Annotated in this window: 14 protein-coding genes; 7 read left to right on the forward strand and 7 right to left on the reverse strand. The window is 73.1% G+C overall.

Features of this window, described 5'->3' with window-relative positions; translation table 11 throughout:
- Positions 1 to 113: 113 nt before the first annotated feature.
- The 3 genes from ACGF5T_RS17655 to ACGF5T_RS17665 form a co-directional block, all read right to left on the reverse strand.
- Entirely contained in the window at positions 114 to 860 is a 747-nt protein-coding gene (locus ACGF5T_RS17655) for an SDR family oxidoreductase (RefSeq protein WP_356611559.1), read from the reverse strand.
- A 193-nt stretch (positions 861 to 1,053) separates the two neighbouring features.
- Positions 1,054 to 2,784, reverse strand: a complete 1,731-nt coding sequence (locus ACGF5T_RS17660) for an FAD-binding protein (protein ID WP_356611558.1) — start codon at positions 2,782 to 2,784, stop codon at positions 1,054 to 1,056.
- Between the two features lie 101 nt (positions 2,785 to 2,885).
- Positions 2,886 to 3,782 carry an RNA polymerase sigma-70 factor gene (locus ACGF5T_RS17665; RefSeq protein WP_366769009.1) on the reverse strand — a complete coding sequence of 299 codons (897 nt, stop codon included), beginning with the start codon at positions 3,780 to 3,782 and terminating at the stop codon, positions 2,886 to 2,888.
- 280 nt (positions 3,783 to 4,062) lie between these two features.
- Here ACGF5T_RS17665 and ACGF5T_RS17670 point away from each other — a divergent pair, with 280 nt between their 5' ends.
- Genes ACGF5T_RS17670 through ACGF5T_RS17685 form a run of 4 tightly spaced genes read left to right on the forward strand, consistent with a single transcriptional unit; the run spans position 4,063 to position 7,717 of the window.
- The gene (locus tag ACGF5T_RS17670) at positions 4,063 to 5,082 is read left to right on the forward strand and encodes a patatin-like phospholipase family protein (RefSeq protein WP_361013238.1); all 1,020 of its coding nucleotides are present in this window, start codon (positions 4,063 to 4,065) and stop codon (positions 5,080 to 5,082) included.
- Positions 5,079 to 6,299 carry a macrolide family glycosyltransferase gene (locus ACGF5T_RS17675; protein ID WP_366769010.1) on the forward strand — a complete coding sequence of 407 codons (1,221 nt, stop codon included), beginning with the start codon at positions 5,079 to 5,081 and terminating at the stop codon, positions 6,297 to 6,299. The genes ACGF5T_RS17670 and ACGF5T_RS17675 overlap by 4 nt, the downstream gene beginning before the upstream one ends.
- Positions 6,300 to 6,302: 3 nt before the next feature.
- Positions 6,303 to 6,788, forward strand: a complete 486-nt coding sequence (locus tag ACGF5T_RS17680; RefSeq protein ID WP_356611551.1) for a hypothetical protein — start codon at positions 6,303 to 6,305, stop codon at positions 6,786 to 6,788.
- Complete coding sequence (locus tag ACGF5T_RS17685) at positions 6,785 to 7,717, forward strand: hypothetical protein (protein ID WP_366769011.1); 933 nt, start codon at positions 6,785 to 6,787, stop codon at positions 7,715 to 7,717. The genes ACGF5T_RS17680 and ACGF5T_RS17685 overlap by 4 nt, the downstream gene beginning before the upstream one ends.
- 241 nt (positions 7,718 to 7,958) lie before the next feature.
- On the opposite strand, the gene ACGF5T_RS17690 is transcribed toward ACGF5T_RS17685, so the two are convergent.
- Positions 7,959 to 8,432, reverse strand: a complete 474-nt coding sequence (locus tag ACGF5T_RS17690; protein ID WP_356611547.1) for a carboxymuconolactone decarboxylase family protein — start codon at positions 8,430 to 8,432, stop codon at positions 7,959 to 7,961.
- A gap of 164 nt (positions 8,433 to 8,596) precedes the next feature.
- Between ACGF5T_RS17690 and ACGF5T_RS17695 the strand changes: the two genes are divergently transcribed.
- Entirely contained in the window at positions 8,597 to 9,067 is a 471-nt protein-coding gene (locus ACGF5T_RS17695; protein ID WP_356611546.1) for a hypothetical protein, read from the forward strand.
- 107 nt (positions 9,068 to 9,174) lie between these two features.
- Here the strand turns inward: ACGF5T_RS17695 and ACGF5T_RS17700 are convergent, their stop codons facing one another.
- Both ACGF5T_RS17700 and ACGF5T_RS17705 read right to left on the reverse strand, forming a co-directional pair.
- Entirely contained in the window at positions 9,175 to 9,903 is a 729-nt protein-coding gene (locus tag ACGF5T_RS17700; protein ID WP_356611545.1) for an NAD(P)H-binding protein, read from the reverse strand.
- 97 nt (positions 9,904 to 10,000) lie between these two features.
- A complete protein-coding gene (locus ACGF5T_RS17705; RefSeq protein WP_356611543.1) occupies positions 10,001 to 10,669 on the reverse strand; it encodes a nitroreductase in 669 nt (222 codons plus the stop codon).
- Positions 10,670 to 10,811: 142 nt separating this feature from the next.
- On the opposite strand from ACGF5T_RS17705, the gene ACGF5T_RS17710 reads away from it, so the two are divergent.
- Positions 10,812 to 11,474, forward strand: coding sequence for an NAD(P)H-dependent oxidoreductase (locus ACGF5T_RS17710; RefSeq protein ID WP_356611542.1), 663 nt, complete (start codon positions 10,812 to 10,814; stop codon positions 11,472 to 11,474).
- 61 nt (positions 11,475 to 11,535) lie between these two features.
- Here the strand turns inward: ACGF5T_RS17710 and ACGF5T_RS17715 are convergent, their stop codons facing one another.
- Positions 11,536 to 12,021 carry a MarR family winged helix-turn-helix transcriptional regulator gene (locus ACGF5T_RS17715; RefSeq protein ID WP_356611540.1) on the reverse strand — a complete coding sequence of 162 codons (486 nt, stop codon included), beginning with the start codon at positions 12,019 to 12,021 and terminating at the stop codon, positions 11,536 to 11,538.
- A 189-nt stretch (positions 12,022 to 12,210) separates the two neighbouring features.
- Here ACGF5T_RS17715 and ACGF5T_RS17720 point away from each other — a divergent pair, with 189 nt between their 5' ends.
- The gene (locus ACGF5T_RS17720; protein WP_366769012.1) at positions 12,211 to 14,211 is read left to right on the forward strand and encodes a hypothetical protein; all 2,001 of its coding nucleotides are present in this window, start codon (positions 12,211 to 12,213) and stop codon (positions 14,209 to 14,211) included.
- Positions 14,212 to 14,216 lie beyond the last annotated feature (5 nt).

Genomic DNA, 14,216 nt, shown 5'->3' on the forward strand with positions numbered 1-14,216 from the left:
GGCCGGGTCGGCGGGCCGGCCGCGGGAACGGAACAGCGGCAGGAGACGACAGAAGAGGTGGCCCCTGCGGACAGGGGCCACCTCACTGCGGACGGGTCACGACTGCGGGCAGGTCACGCCTGCGCGGCGAGCCAGTCCGCGAACCGGGTCTCGGCGATGTGGGCGTCGGGGCCGGGCAGGAGGCTGGTCTCCTGGAGTTCGGCGCCGAAGTACGGGGCGTGCGGGTCCGTCACCACCGTACGGGGGTCGTTCTGGGCGGCGAGGGTGTCGCGCAGGAGCTCGTCCAGCTGGAAGGCCTCGGGGCCCGCCACCTCCACCACGCCGTTGACCGGCGCCCCGGTGGCCGCGCGGCCCACGGCGGCGGCCACCTCGTCGGCGGCGATGGGCTGGATCCCGACCGGGGCGAGGTGCACCGTGTCGCCGACCGTCGACGACGCCGCGATACCGGCCATGAACTCGAAGAACTGCGTGGCGTGGACGATGGAGTACGGGATGCCCGACTCCTTGATCAGCTCCTCCTGGGCCACCTTGGCGCGGAAGTAGTCGCTCTCGGGGAGCCGTTCGGTCCCCACCACGGACAGGGCGACGTGATGGGTCACTCCGGCCTCCGCCTCCGCTTTGAGGAGGTTGGTGGTCGAGGTGCGGAAGAACTCCATGACGGCGTCCTTCTCGAAGGACGGGGAGTTCGAGACGTCGACCACGACGTCGGCTCCCCGCAGAACCTCGGCGAGTCCTTCGCCGGTCAGTGTGTTGACGCCGGTGTTGGGCGCGGCGGGGACGGCTTCGTGGCCCTGCTCCGTGAGCTTGGCGACCAGCTTGGAGCCGATGAGGCCGGTGCCTCCGACGACTACGACCTTCATGATGTCTGTCCTCTCGGTACGTCTTCTCGTAAGGGGGTGCGGGGCACGCCCGGAAGGCGGTCCGCCCGGCCCGGTCGCTTCCCTCACCAGGAAGGACCGGACGGCGACCGCGCGTGTGACACGGCAGCGGGACGCGCAGAGCGACCCGCCACCCGCGGAATGCCGGAGCGCTGGACGCGCCGGGGATTTCCGCCTATTCGACCAGCTTTCCTTCGGCGGACACCTCCTCCATCAGGGTCGCGATGTCCTCGGGGATCGGCGCGATGCTCTCGTGGGTGATTCCGGCCGTCGGGGACCACACCAGGTTGACCCGCAGTGCGGGGTCCATGTCCGGGTGGTCGCTCCGGTTGTGGCAGCCTCGGGTCTCGCGGCGTTCGAGGGCCGCCTCCAGGGTGGCCCGGGCCGCGAGGGCGGCGGCCTTGAGGTCGAAGGCGTGCGCGAGGTCCTGGAAGCCGGCGATGTCCGGGTGGACGCCGACGTCCTCCATGCGCTTCTCGATCACGCCGAGTTCGTCCAGCCCGGCCCGCAGCCCCTGCTCGTCGCGGACGACACCGGCGTGCTCGGTCATGGTGTTGCGGATGGCGCGCTGCAGGGCGCGTACGTTCTCCGGCCCGTCCGCGGCGAGCAGGTCGTCTATCTCCGCGCGCGCGAGGGCCACCGCTGCCGCCGAGCGCGGCTGCGCGGTCAGCGCCTCGGAGTAGGCGGCCGCCGCCCGTCCGGTGATGCGGCCGAAGACCAGCAGCTCGATGAGGCTGTTGCCACCCAGACGGTTGGCGCCGTGCAGTCCGCTGGACGCCTCACCGATGGCGTACAGGCCGCGTACGTCGGTGCTGTGGTCCTCGTGCCTGACCCAGACCCCGCCCATCGAGTAGTGCGCCGTCGGCGCTATCTCGATCGGCTCGCGGGTGATGTCCAGCATCTGGAGGTCCAGCAGCGTCTGGTACACCCGGGGCAGCCGGTTCATGATCGTCTGCCGGGGCAGGTGGGAGACGTCGAGCCAGACGCCGCCCTTGTCCGTGCCGCGGCCTTCCTTGATCTCGGTGTAGGAGGCGAGGGCGACCCGGTCGCGCGTGGACAGCTCCATGCGTTCGGGGTCGTAGCGGTTCATGAAGCGTTCGCCGAGGGCGTTGCGCAGGATGCCGCCCTCACCCCGTGCGGCCTCGCTGACGAGGGTGCCGGCCGCGTTCTCCGGCTCGATGATGCCCGAGGGGTGGAACTGGACCAGCTCGGGGTCGCGCAGCCGGGCTCCGGCCTCGACGGCCAGCCGGAAGGAGTCACCGGTGTTCTCGTCGCGCCGCGAGGACGTACGCCGCCAGATGCGGGTGTGCCCGCCCGCCGCCAGGATGACCGCGTCGGCGTGGATGAGGTAGCGCTGTCCGTCCGTGAGCCCGAAGCCGTAGGCCCCGAACACGGCGCCGTCGTGCACCAGGAGCCGGGTGATGTACACGCCGTCGAGCACGGGGATCCGGAGCTGGTCGGCACGCCGGATGAGCGTGCGCTGGATCTCCAGGCCGGTGTAGTCGCCGGCGAAGGCGGTGCGCCGGAACTTGTGCGCGCCGAAGAAGCGCTGGGAGATGCGGCCGTCGTCCTCCCTGGCGAAGGCCATGCCGTAGCGCTCCAGGTCGTCGATGCCCAGGGCGGCGCCCTTGGTGACGATCTCCACGGTCCGCGGGTCGGCGAGCAGGTAGCTCTCCTTGAGGGTGTCCGCCGCGTGCTGCTGCCAGCTGTCCTCGGGGTCCATGGTGGCCAGGGCCGCGTTGATGCCGCCCGCGGCGAGGGCCGTGTGGGCGTCCTCCTTGGCACGCTTGCCGACGGCCAGGACGTCCATCCCGGCCTCCGCCAGTTCGATGGCGGCCCGTAGGCCGGCGCCGCCCGTACCGATCACGAGCACCGACGTGGACAGACGTTGTTCGGTGAGAGCCATGTTTGTTCCGATCACTTGGGTCGTCTTCCAGTACGACCGGTCGATCGGGCCGTTTGTGACACCGTGTGCGCGCTCGCGGCCGACGAGTCCCGACCGAGGGCTCAGCCGCTCGACGACGCCACGTAGGACGACAGCTTGTCCGGGTTCATCACCCACATGAGCCGGTCGATGCCCTGCGCCGACGCGTCGATGCAGAGCAGGGCCACGGCCTCTCCCCCGGACCGGACGAGCACGGCCGGGCGATCGTTGGCCTCGACCCAGCTGACGTAGGAGCCCGGCCAGAAGCGGGGTGCGAAGGCGGCGAGGTACTTGGAGACGTGCGGACGCCCGACCACCGGGATCCGGGACGCTCCACGGATGCCTCCGCCGTCCGTGTAGCTGACGACGTCCGCCGCCAGGACCCGCTCCAGGGTCTCGAGGTCGCCCGTCTGCGCCGCGGTGAGGAACACCTCCAGAAGACGCTGGTGCTGGGACCGGCTCACCTGCTCGCGGCGTTCGGTGGCGAGGTGTTTGCGGGCCCGGCTCACCAGCTGGCGGGTGTTGCCCTCGCTCGTCTCGAGGATGGCGGCCACCTGCTTGTAGGGGTAGTCGAAGGCTTCCCGCAGGACGTAGGCGGCCCGTTCCACGGGGTTGAGCCGCTCCAGCAGGAGCAGCACCGCCATCTCGACGGCCTCCGCCCTCTCCGCCCCCACCTGTGGGTCCGAGCTGGTGTCGACGGGCTCGGGGAGCCATGGGCCGACGTACGCCTCACGCCGGACCCTGGCGGACTGGGCCGTGTTGATCGCGAGGCGGGTGGTCACGGTGGCCAGGAAGGCGGCCGGCTCGACGATGTCCGAGCGGTCGGCCTTCTGCCACCTCAGCCACGTCTCCTGCAGCACGTCCTCGGCCTCGACGGCGCTGCCGAGCACGCGGTAGGCGATTCCGAAGAGCCGCGGCCGCGCCTCGACGAACCGACGTGTCGCCTCGTCGAGAGAGCCGGAGTCGTCGACTGCGTGCATGGTGCCCCCTTCGGCACAGCTACCGGCCATGCTACAACCGGCCCGCCGGGAGCGCCGGGCGAGGAACGGGGCCGGTCGCACGCGCCCGCGGACCGTCCCACCGCTCGCCGGCCAAGCCGTCGGCGGCCGGCCGGGGCCCCGCAGTGCCCCGCCCCGTCTCGCGGGCCTCGCCCACTGCTCCGGGTGCGGCGGGAGCCCCGCTGTCACAGATCGGCGTGCTGCCCGGTCCTGGTTCCAGCACAGCGATACGACGCCCCTCCACGGGTGAGAGAGGTACATCATGATGCTGACCCGCCGCCGGGACCCGTCGGCTCCGTCGCCGCGCACCGGCTCCAGCGAGGGTGACCCGAGAGACCCGGAGCCGGTGGGTCTGGACGCCCTCCCCCGTCCCGTGGCCGTGGTGGTGGGCGCCGGTGGCGTGCTCGGAGCGGCTCATGTGGGTGTGGGGCACGCTCTGGAGCAGCGCGGATTCCGACCGGACATGATCATCGGCACCTCGGTGGGCGCACTGAACGGGGCCATAGCGGCGGCGCATCCCGACCGGGCCGCCCCGTGGCTGGAGCACGTGTGGACCGAACTGCGCCGGCGCGACGTGTACCAGCTCGGTCTCCCGTCCTCGCGGGCCAGCATCTTCACGGACCGGGGCCTGCGCCGCCTGATCGCCCGGGCCGGGCTGCCGTCGAGGATCGAGCGTCTGGCGGTGCCCTTCACGGCGGTGGCGATGGACCTGGTCACCGGTGCTCCGGCACTTCTCGACCACGGTGACCTCGAGACCGCCCTGCTCGCGAGCGCGGCCATCCCGGGCATCCTCCCCCCGGTCGACCGCGAGGGCCGCACCCTCGTCGACGGCGGGTTGATCGCGTACGTCCCGGTCCTGGCGGCCTTGCGGGCGGGGGCGGCCAGCGTGGTGGTGGTGCCGACCGGCCCGGAGAGCTCACCGCTGCCGGACACCACGCCGCCCCCGCGGGCGGGTGCCATCGCGGCGCGGGTCGGCCTGGTGCTCATGCACCGTCAGATCGAACGGGACCTCACCGAGGTGTCCCGCCGGGTCCCGACCGTCGTCCTGCCGACCGGGACAGACGTCTGGCCCGCCCCGTGGGACTTCCGCCACAGCCGGCGGCTCATCGACGCCGCAGCCACGACGGCCGGACGCTTCATCGACGGCCTGCGGGTCAGCGGGCCGGGCCTGTACCGGGCCGATCAGGCTCCGGCCGGCCCCGCCGGCACCGAGCCGGAACCGGCCGCGTCGACCGTGACCGGGTGGGCACCGAACCGCACCGCTGCGAGGGCCGGCCTGTGAGTACCATCGCGTTCCTCAACATCGGCATGCACGGGCACATCAACCCGACGCTGCCCGTCGCGGCCGAGCTGGTCCGGCGCGGCCACACCGTCACGTACCACACGTCTCCCGCGTTCCGTGAGGAGATCGCGGCCACCGGTGCGTCCGTGCGCCTCTACCCGGGCGGCGACCAGCCGCTCCCGGACCCGCCGACGCCCGTCACGTTGGTCGAGGCCCTGGCGCGCACCGCACTCGGTCTGCTGCCCGCCGTCCTCGCCGACCTGGGCGACGACCGGCCCGACCTGGTCGTCCACGACAGCGCCTGCCTGTGGGGCGCGCTCGCCGCCCGTGAGCTGGGCGTGCCGGCCGCGTCGTCGTTCACCACGTTCGCCTACAACCGCCACGTGCCCAGCCCCACCCGCGGCTCACGGGAGTTGCTGACCGCGGCGGCGGCCCGCCCCCGCAGCTTCCTCGGCTACGCGGCGGCACGGCTGGCGCTGCACCGCCGCTACGCCACGTCGGGGGTGCCCCTGCTCGACCTGGCCGACATACGGCAGCCGCTGAACCTCGTGTACACCTCGCGGGCCTTCCAGCCCGCCGTCGAGGAGTTCGACCGGTCCTACCGGTTCGTGGGCCCCAGCATCGGCGCCCGGCCGGACGACCCGTCCTTCCCGTCCGACCGGCTCAGGGACCCGGTGCTGTACGCCTCGTTGGGCACGGTCTTCAACGCCGACCCGCGGCTGCTGCGCACCTTCGCCACGGCGCTCGCCCCACTGGGCGGAACGGTGGTGGTCTCCACCGGGCAGACCGACCCGGCGGCGCTGGGCGCCCTGCCCGTCAACGTGCTCGCCCGCCGCTCCGTGCCGCAGCTGGAGGTGCTGGACCGTGCGGCGCTGTTCGTCACCCACGGTGGAATGAACAGTGTCAACGAGGCCATGTTCGCGGGTGTGCCGCTGCTGGTCGTCCCGCAGGGCGCCGACCAGCCGATGGTGGCCCGCCGCGTCGTGGAGCTCGGAGCGGGCCTGTCGATCCGCACCGAGAACGTCACCGAGGACTCGGTGCGCGCGGTCGCCCGGCGCCTGCTGGAGGACTCCCGGTACCGGGCGGCCACGGCCGGTCTGCGGGCCACTCAGCGTGAGGCGGGCGGGTACCGGCGGGCCGCCGACGAACTGGAGCGGTACCTGCGTCCGGCCGGCCCGGCCGCTCCCCCGGCCCCCGTCCCGCCGCAGGAGGGTTGAGCGATGCCGCCTGTCGTCGTCGCCCTGCTGATGCTCGCCGGGCTGTCGGAGGCCCTCGGGCGCGTCACGCCCGTCGCGGTGGGCCGGCCCGGCGTGCCCCGCAGGCGGATCGTCCGGCTGTTGCTGGCCGGCGCGGTCGTCGAGGGTGCCGTGTTCGCGCTCTGGCCGCTGACGGCCTGGACCCTGGCCGAACTCCTGCTGTCCTCGCCACCTCCCGGTGGCGGGCTGGAGTGGACCCCCGGCCTGCTCATCCCCCTGGCCCTCTCGGCCGTGCTCGCGTTCCCCCTGCTCGGGCCCCTGCTCCACCTCCTGCTCTTCGTCGGGGTGGGCGCCGGTCTGACCGGTCCGCTGTCCGCGGAGACCGGTCTGGGCTGGTGGACCGCCGCCGGCTGCGTGGCCGTGGCCGGAGTGCTCCTGGGGGTCACGGTCGAAGGGGTACGGCGGCTGGTCGTGCGGATCAGCGCCACCGACGCGGTGGAGACTCCATGAACGACTTCGTGCTCTGGGCCGTCGCCCTCGGGCCCGCCCTGCTCGCCGAGGGCCTGCTGGCCCGCTACGAGGTGCTGGCCTACGGTGCCGGCTGGCGGGCCCCGATCACCGAGCTGCCGGAAGGCGTGCCGTACGCACGCGGCGCGGACCCGGACCGCCCCCCGGACGCCTACCTGGTCTATCTGGACGGGATCGGCAAGCGCCGGGTCCGCGACAGCCGGGACGGCGGCCAGTTGGTCAGGGCCGTGCTCGACGGGGCGCCGGAACTGCGGGTGCTGGGGCAGGTCCAGCCGTACTCGCCGCTCGCCGACCCGCTGGCCGACCGGCCCGTGTGGTCGTGGCTGCGCCGGCGCGTCGGTCTGCTGCTCTTCCTGCACAACGTCATGCAGATCTTCGTGGCCGCCGACCACCGCTACCGGCCGCTGTACAACCGGGCCGTCGGTTCGCAGATCGCCACCCAGCTGCGGCTCGCCGGGTACCGTTCCGGCAGCGGCGTACCCGTGGTCCTGCTGAGCTACAGCGGCGGGGCTCAGGTGGCCACCGGTGCGGTCGACGAACTGCACGAGCGGCTGGGCTGCCCCCTGCTGCTCATCATGTTCGGCGGCTTCCACAACGGTGCCAACGACCTCACCCGCGCCGAGCACGTGCATCGGCTCACCGGGTCGGACGACCGGATCGAGCGGGTCGGTACCTGGATGTTCCCGCAGCGCTGGCCGCTCTTCCGCGGCAGCGGCTGGAACCGGGCCGCCCGCGAGGGAAAGATCACCGTGCACCGCTTCGAGCCGGCCACGCACGTCGGGCCGCGGAGCTACATCAGCCGGACGGCTCTGCTGCCCGACGGCCGCAGTCATCTGGCCCACACCGCCGACACCGTGGTCGCGCTGATCCGCGCGCACTGCCGCCGTGCGGAGGAAGCACCGGGCCGGTGACGGGCTGAGCCCTCGGTGAGGTTCTCACCGAGGGCTCATGCGGTTCCGGGGCCGAGGCTCCCGGGTTCGTCGCTCCCGGAGCGGGCCGTCCCACGCTCCGGGGCCACCTGCTGGGGCGTTCCGTCGGCCGCTGGCGACCGGCGTTGCCGTGCCGGGGGCCGACATGACGCCACGCCAACGGGTGGAACACACCGTTGGCGTGGCGGGTGGTGTACCGGCGGCGGCCGCCGGGTCCCGGGCGTCAGCCGAACTGACCGGGCTGGTAGTCGCCGGCGGGCTGCTGGTTGATCACGTTGATGCGGTTGTAGGCGTTGATGATGGCGATGAGGGAGACGAGCGCGATGAGCTGCTCCTCGTCGTAGTGCTTGGCGGCGTTCTGCCAGACCTCGTCGGGGACTCCCCCGGCCGCGTCGGCGATCCGGGTGCCCTGCTCGGCCAGCTCCAGCGCCGCGCGCTCCGCCTCGGTGAACACGTTCGCCTCACGCCACGCGGCGACCAGGTTCAGCCGCAGCTGGGTCTCTCCGGCGGCGACCGCGTCCTTCGTGTGCATGTCGGTGCAGAACCCGCAGCCGTTGATCTGGCTGGCGCGGATCTTCACCAATTCCTGCGTCGCGGTCGGCAGGCCCGACTCCGCGGCGATCCTGCTGGCGGAGTTGATGTGCCTGAGGATCTTGCCCGCGAAGGCGTTGCCGAAGAAGTTGAGACGCGATTCCATGGTTTCTCCTAGCCGGGTAGGGAGTTACACACTGATGACAGTTCTGCGGGGGAATGTGTGACAGGTATGGAGGACATCGCAGGTCGGAGGGCCGTGGCGAGTACGCGGAAGCGTGGCGGCACCGTGCGTTCCCCCCTTTCGGCGCGAGGGAGGGACCACACCGAGTGAACGCCCCCGACACCGCCCCGGACGAGCCTGCCGAGCATGCGCGTTTCGCCGCCCACCTCCGCGAGCTGGCCCAGGCCACCGGCGCACGGGAGCCGGCCGTGGTGGCACGGGTCCTCGGCGATCCGGACCGGACGATGGCACGGTCCGCCGTACTGCGCCACCTGGACCGTCGGGCCGGCGACCTCCTTCCCGGTCCCGGATTCGCGGCGTGGAGCGAGGCGATGACGCGGGCGGTGGGGGACGAACCGTTCCTCACACGCCGTCTGCTGGAGTGGTCGTTGCTCCGCGTCGTGGTGCGGCAGGGGCCGTGGCGGCCGGACGACCTGCTGGGCGCGTCCGACTGGCTCCAGCTCAGGGCCGCCGCGACCGCGAACGCCGAGGTGCTCCGGCTCCTAGCGGAACGCGGTCGTACCAAGCGGATCCGCCGCACCGCCGGACTCAGCCGCGCGCGGCCGGGGGACCACTGAGCCGCGATCGCACCGGACACCGTCGCCCGCAGGGCGGCAGTGGGGCGGTGGCGCACGGTGTGGCGGGGGCCGTCGGACGACGGCCCCCGCCACCCCCGGCGGCGCACCTAGGAGAGCCAGTCGGTGTACCGGGTGGGAGCCAGGTGGGCGTCCATGTCGGTGAGGACGTCGCCCTTGACGGCCGCGAACATGCCGGCGGTCGGATCGGTGACGACCGAGCGGGTGTCGCCCTTGCGGGAGAGCGTCAGCCTGCCCAGGTCGTCGAGGGCGAAGACCTCGGGTCCGCCGATGTTGCGGATGCCGTTCAGCGGGGCGCCGACGGCGACCTCGGCCACCGCCGCGGCCACGTCCTTCGCGGCGATCGGCTGGATCGGCGTGGCGGGCAGGCGGACGTTCTCGTCGTCGGCCGTCCAGGTCAGGACCGCCTCCATGAACTCCATGAACTGGGTGGCGCGCACGATCGAGTACGGGACCCGACCGCCTCGCAGGAGTTCCTCCTGCAACACCTTGGCGCGGTAGTAGTCCAGCTCGGGCACCTGGTCGACGCCCACGATGGAGAGGATGACGAAGTGGCCCACCCCGCCGTTGCGTGCCGCGGCCAGCAGGTTGTCCATGGAGTCCCGGAAGAAGGCCGGGGACGCGTCGTCGAAGGTGGGGCTGTTCGTCAGGTTGACGACGACGTCGGCTCCTTCCATCGCCCCCTCCAGCCCCTGCCCGCTGAGGACATCGACGCCGGTCGACAGCGAGTGCGGTACCGCCTCGTGTCCGGCCGCGTCCAGCTTCTCGACGACCTGCGAGCCGATCAGCCCGGTACCACCGATCACCGCGATCTTCATGGCGTGCCTCTCCTCTTCTCCGAAAACGTGTGGCTCAGGAACCACTGTGTGGGCGGAGGAGGCAAACGGCGCTTCGAGCGCCGCGAAGGGGGGAGCGTCAGGGGCCGTCCACGAACGTGACCGTCTCCTCCAGCGCGGCCCGGCCCGTCCGGGCGGCGTGCACGGCGCTGTCCTCGTACCCGATGGACATGCCGCAGAAGAGGATCAGGTCGCGCGGGGGTGCCACGGTCTCCGCGACGGTCCTGTGGAACTTCGCCCAAGCCATCTGTGTGCAACTGTGCAGGCCCTCCGCACGCAGCAGGAGCATCACGTTTTGCAGGAACATGCCAACATCGGACCACTGCGGACGGCCCAGATCGCGGTCGATGTAGCAGAACAGCGCGGCGGGCGCCCCGAAGCACTCCCAGTTCGCGGACGCCGCCCTCTGGCGCGCCTCCGTGTCCTTGCGCGCGATGCCGAGGGCTCCGTACCGCTGCTCCCCGAAGGCCGACCGGCGTTCGCGGTACGGCGACTTCAGCTGGGCCGGGTACTGCTCGTACTCCGGTTCGTCCCAGGGGTCACCGGCGGCGAGGCGGGCCCCCGCGCGCTTCTTGAGCGCGGCCAGCGGCCCGCCGCTCAGCACGAAGGCGTGCCAGGGCTGGAGGTTCGATCCGGAGGGCGCCCAGGCCGCGGCGGACAGCACACGCCTCAGCACCTCTTGCGGGACGGGCCGGTCGGTGAAGCGGCGTACGGAGCGCCGGGTCTCGACCGCCTCGTAGACATCCATGAGGACACATCTCCCTGTCGTTCATGATCATGGTTGCGATTGCGACAGTATCATTCGCGACTATCTCGTGTATAACTAGATGCCCGAGCAGCCACAGCCCCGGCTGCCGCCGGGCACCGATACCGCTTTCTGGAGAAGCTCCATGGCCACGCTTCTGCACATCGACTCGTCCGTGTTCCCGACCGAGGCGTCCGCGTCCCGCTCCGTCACGGCCGCGTTCCGTCGCACCTGGGAGGAACAGCACCCGGAGGGCACGGTGATCTACCGCGACCTCGCCACCGACCCCGTCCCGCACATCACCGCCGACGCCTGGTCCGCCGGTTACGCCGACCCCTCCGAGCGCACCGCTCGACAGGCCGCCGCGTTCGCCGTCCGCCTGGAGCTCATCGAGGAACTGGAGCGGGCGGACGCCATCCTGATCGGCGCTCCCATGTACAACTACACCGTCCCGTCCACTCTCAAGGCATGGCTGGACAGCGTGCTCCTGATGGGCCGCACGGCCGGCGAGGCGCCCTCCGCGCAGGGCACGCCGACCGTGGTGGTCGCCAGCCGCGGCGGCTCCTACGCGCCGGGCACCCCGCGCGAGAACTTCGAGTTCGTGCAGAACTACCTGGAGGCCGTGCTCCGCAGCACCCTCGGCCTGGACCTCGACTTCATCGTTCCGGAACTCACCATGGCCCCCCGCAACCCGGCCATGTCCGAGCTCACGCCCTTGTTCGAGACCTCCCGGGAACGCGCCCACGCCGACGCCGTCACCAAGGCCAAGGAACTCACCGAGCGCCTCACCGCGAACAGCGGCGGCTGAACCCGCACGCCGAAGCCCGCACCGCCCCGGCCCACGCCGGGGCGTCCTTCGTCCGGGCGCCCTACTCCTCGCCGCCGCCCGGATGGGCGAGGCGGGTCAGCAGGCGCGTCAGCTGCTCGGAGCCCTCGGGCCCCAGGTCGGCGACCAGCCGCTCGGCGAGTGGCTCGGCGGCGACGTGGGCCGCGTCGAACAGCTCCAGCCCTTCGGCGGTGATCTCCACGGCCCGCGCTCGACGGTCCCCGGGGACGGCCCTGCGCACGGCGAGGTTCTTGCGTTCCAGGTCGTCGACGACCCGCATCACCCCCGCCTTGTCCGTCCCCGTCTCCGCCGCCAGGTCCCGCTGCATGGTGGGACCGCGGTCGACCAGCACGATGAGTACCGCGAAGTGCCGCAGTTCGAGGCCGAGCGGCCGCAGCGCCTCCGACATCAGGCCGGCCGCACGCCAGTGCGCCCGCCGCAGCAGCAGGCCGAGGGCGAAGGGCGAGGCGTCTCCGGGACGGTCGCTCGCGCGCGGCGCGGCGTCCCGGGAAGAAGCGTGAGCGGCCATGACGGCATGCTACAGCCGTCGCTTCACCCGATACCGTCTCACCTGAAACGGGCCATCCCGCCCGCGCGCCGAGGGCCGGGTCGGGCACGCGTCAACCGGTGGAGCACCGGACGTCATGTGACCATCACGCGATTCACTCGTTTGAGAGACAGGTAGCAGCAGATCCCCGGTCGCGAAGGGCGCCTGTCCATGTCACTCGGTCGGTTCCGCAGCCCGGTCGTCACGTCCCGCGCCCGCGTCGAGCGGTCGGAAGCCGTGCTGGTCGAGCAGTACGGCTCCCTCGTACGCCTCGCCTACCTGGTACTGCCGGCGTCGGCCGGACGGCACAGGCGCATCCTGACGGCCCACTCCGTGGTCCAGCGGGCGCTCCCTGGGGCTGGTGGGACGGCACCGCGCACCCCGCGGGTGCCCGCGCCGCGCCGCGGTCCCGCGTCGCCGGCGCCGGCGACGGCCGACCCCCGCAACGAGCTGCGCACGGTGGTCCTGCGGGCCGCGCTCGGCCGCGGACGGCGGGGCCGGTGGCCGCACCGGCATCGGGCCTCCCCGGGGCTGCTCCCCGCGCTGCCGATCGTGATCGGACTGCGGCTGCTGCCCCGGTCGGGCAGCTCCGAGGACATGACGGTGGCCCGGCTGCTGGCGAGCGAGCAACCGGCCACCCGGGGCGCCTACGTCCTGCGCCACATGGACCGGCTCCCGGAACCGGACGTGCTCGACGTACTGCGGGCGGCCGGGGCCGGCGATCCGGAGGGGGCCGTGCGCAAGGCGGACCGGTTACGGCTCGACGTCGGCGGCACGGTGGGTGCCGACTCCGTCTCCCCGGGCCCCAGCGAGCTGGACGCCTGCACGGTGTGGGCCCAGCCGACGGACCTGCTGCGCCGCAGGCGGCGTATCCGGGTGGCCGGTGCCGCGTTGCTCGCCGGCGCCGTCACGGCGACCGCCCTCGTCGTCCTCCACGACACACCGCGCAGCGCCTCCGAGCAGCCGGCCTCGGCACCGGCCCCGCACCTGCTGCGCCGGACGGCTCCCGAGACGTGGGCGGACACCTCCCGCGTCGACTTCACCGCATGGCCGGCCCGCGGCGACCGCACCCGCGACGACGAGCTGCTCGGTCGCGCCCTGGAGACCTGGCGGCGTCCGGCGCGCACGGCGGCGGACGTCGCCCTCGCACCCGGCACGCCGGCCGATCCCCCGCCCCGCTCCCCCCAACTCCTGTACGCGGGCGAGGTGGGCGGGCGGGCCGTCGTCCTCCTGCACGACGGCCTGCGGCTGGCCAGGTACTCCGAGGCGGTCGGCGCCGGTGACCGCGCCCCCGCGCTGTCCGTGGCCCGCGCCGACGAAGCGGACGTGACCACCGCCGCCGCGGTCACCCTGGCGGCGGACGGCGCGACCGCCCGCTACCTGCTGGCCCCCTGGATCGCCGAGGCGGGCAGCCGCGACCTGCTGCGCCCCGACCGGGCGGCGACCCCCCTCGACGTCTCCGCGACCGGCGTGACGGAGCCCGTGCCGGTCGCCCCCGTCGGGGGCGGCTGCGAGCGGCGCCCCGTCCTGCACCTGCGGTCCTCCTCCCGCATCGTGGAGGACCACGCCTTCCTCGTCGCCGACCTCGGCGGCCTCTCCCCCACCCACCTCACCTACACCCCGCTCCCCGGCAGCGGCACTCCCCCGGCCCGCCGGCCCAGGGAGGCGACCGGCACGGCCGCCCTGACCGCGTGGAGCCGACTGGCCTGTGACCTCGGCAGCCGCCCCGACGCCCCGGTCCGCGCGGTCAACCTCTGGGACTTCGCCGAGCAGCGCCTCCCCCGCGGCGGCGGACGCGTCGTGTGGTCGTGCTCCCGTGCGGTCACCTGGCGCGGGGACGGCGACGTCTCGGTGCACCTGCGCACCTCGGGGCCGATGGCCGCCCGGCCGGTGGCGCGGGAGGACGACACGGCCGCGTGCAGCAGGTTCGGCCAGCACGTGGTGGCCGGAACGCGCTGGCGCTCGCCGGGGGGCGACTGGTACGTCCTGGCGGCGGGCAGCCGCGCGGTGACGAGCCTCGGCGTCTCCGGCGACGTGAGGGCCGAGGCCGACGGACGGACCCTGGCCCGACGGGCCGCCCGCGACGCGGAGTTCGAGGTGACCGGCCGCCTGAGGACCGGGGAGGCCCTCCCCGCCCTCCCGGCGGCCCGGCCCGACGCGAACGCGCCGTGACGGGA

Source organism: Streptomyces sp. NPDC047853, assembly GCF_043204535.1.
Taxonomy (GTDB): Bacteria; Actinomycetota; Actinomycetes; order Streptomycetales; family Streptomycetaceae; genus Streptomyces.

Bases quoted from the DNA above. Each gene is read 5' to 3' on its own strand.
- ACGF5T_RS17655 (WP_356611559.1), bottom strand. From the start codon at position 860: ATGAAGGTCGTAGTCGTCGGAGGCACCGGCCTCATCGGCTCCAAGCTG.
- ACGF5T_RS17660 (WP_356611558.1), bottom strand. From the start codon at position 2,784: ATGGCTCTCACCGAACAACGTCTGTCCACGTCGGTGCTCGTGATCGGT.
- ACGF5T_RS17665 (WP_366769009.1), bottom strand. From the start codon at position 3,782: ATGCACGCAGTCGACGACTCCGGCTCTCTCGACGAGGCGACACGTCGG.
- ACGF5T_RS17670 (WP_361013238.1), top strand. From the start codon at position 4,063: ATGATGCTGACCCGCCGCCGGGACCCGTCGGCTCCGTCGCCGCGCACC.
- ACGF5T_RS17680 (WP_356611551.1), top strand. From the start codon at position 6,303: ATGCCGCCTGTCGTCGTCGCCCTGCTGATGCTCGCCGGGCTGTCGGAG.
- ACGF5T_RS17685 (WP_366769011.1), top strand. From the start codon at position 6,785: ATGAACGACTTCGTGCTCTGGGCCGTCGCCCTCGGGCCCGCCCTGCTC.
- ACGF5T_RS17690 (WP_356611547.1), bottom strand. From the start codon at position 8,432: ATGGAATCGCGTCTCAACTTCTTCGGCAACGCCTTCGCGGGCAAGATC.
- ACGF5T_RS17700 (WP_356611545.1), bottom strand. From the start codon at position 9,903: ATGAAGATCGCGGTGATCGGTGGTACCGGGCTGATCGGCTCGCAGGTC.
- ACGF5T_RS17705 (WP_356611543.1), bottom strand. From the start codon at position 10,669: ATGGATGTCTACGAGGCGGTCGAGACCCGGCGCTCCGTACGCCGCTTC.
- ACGF5T_RS17710 (WP_356611542.1), top strand. From the start codon at position 10,812: ATGGCCACGCTTCTGCACATCGACTCGTCCGTGTTCCCGACCGAGGCG.
- ACGF5T_RS17715 (WP_356611540.1), bottom strand. From the start codon at position 12,021: ATGGCCGCTCACGCTTCTTCCCGGGACGCCGCGCCGCGCGCGAGCGAC.
- ACGF5T_RS17720 (WP_366769012.1), top strand. From the start codon at position 12,211: ATGTCACTCGGTCGGTTCCGCAGCCCGGTCGTCACGTCCCGCGCCCGC.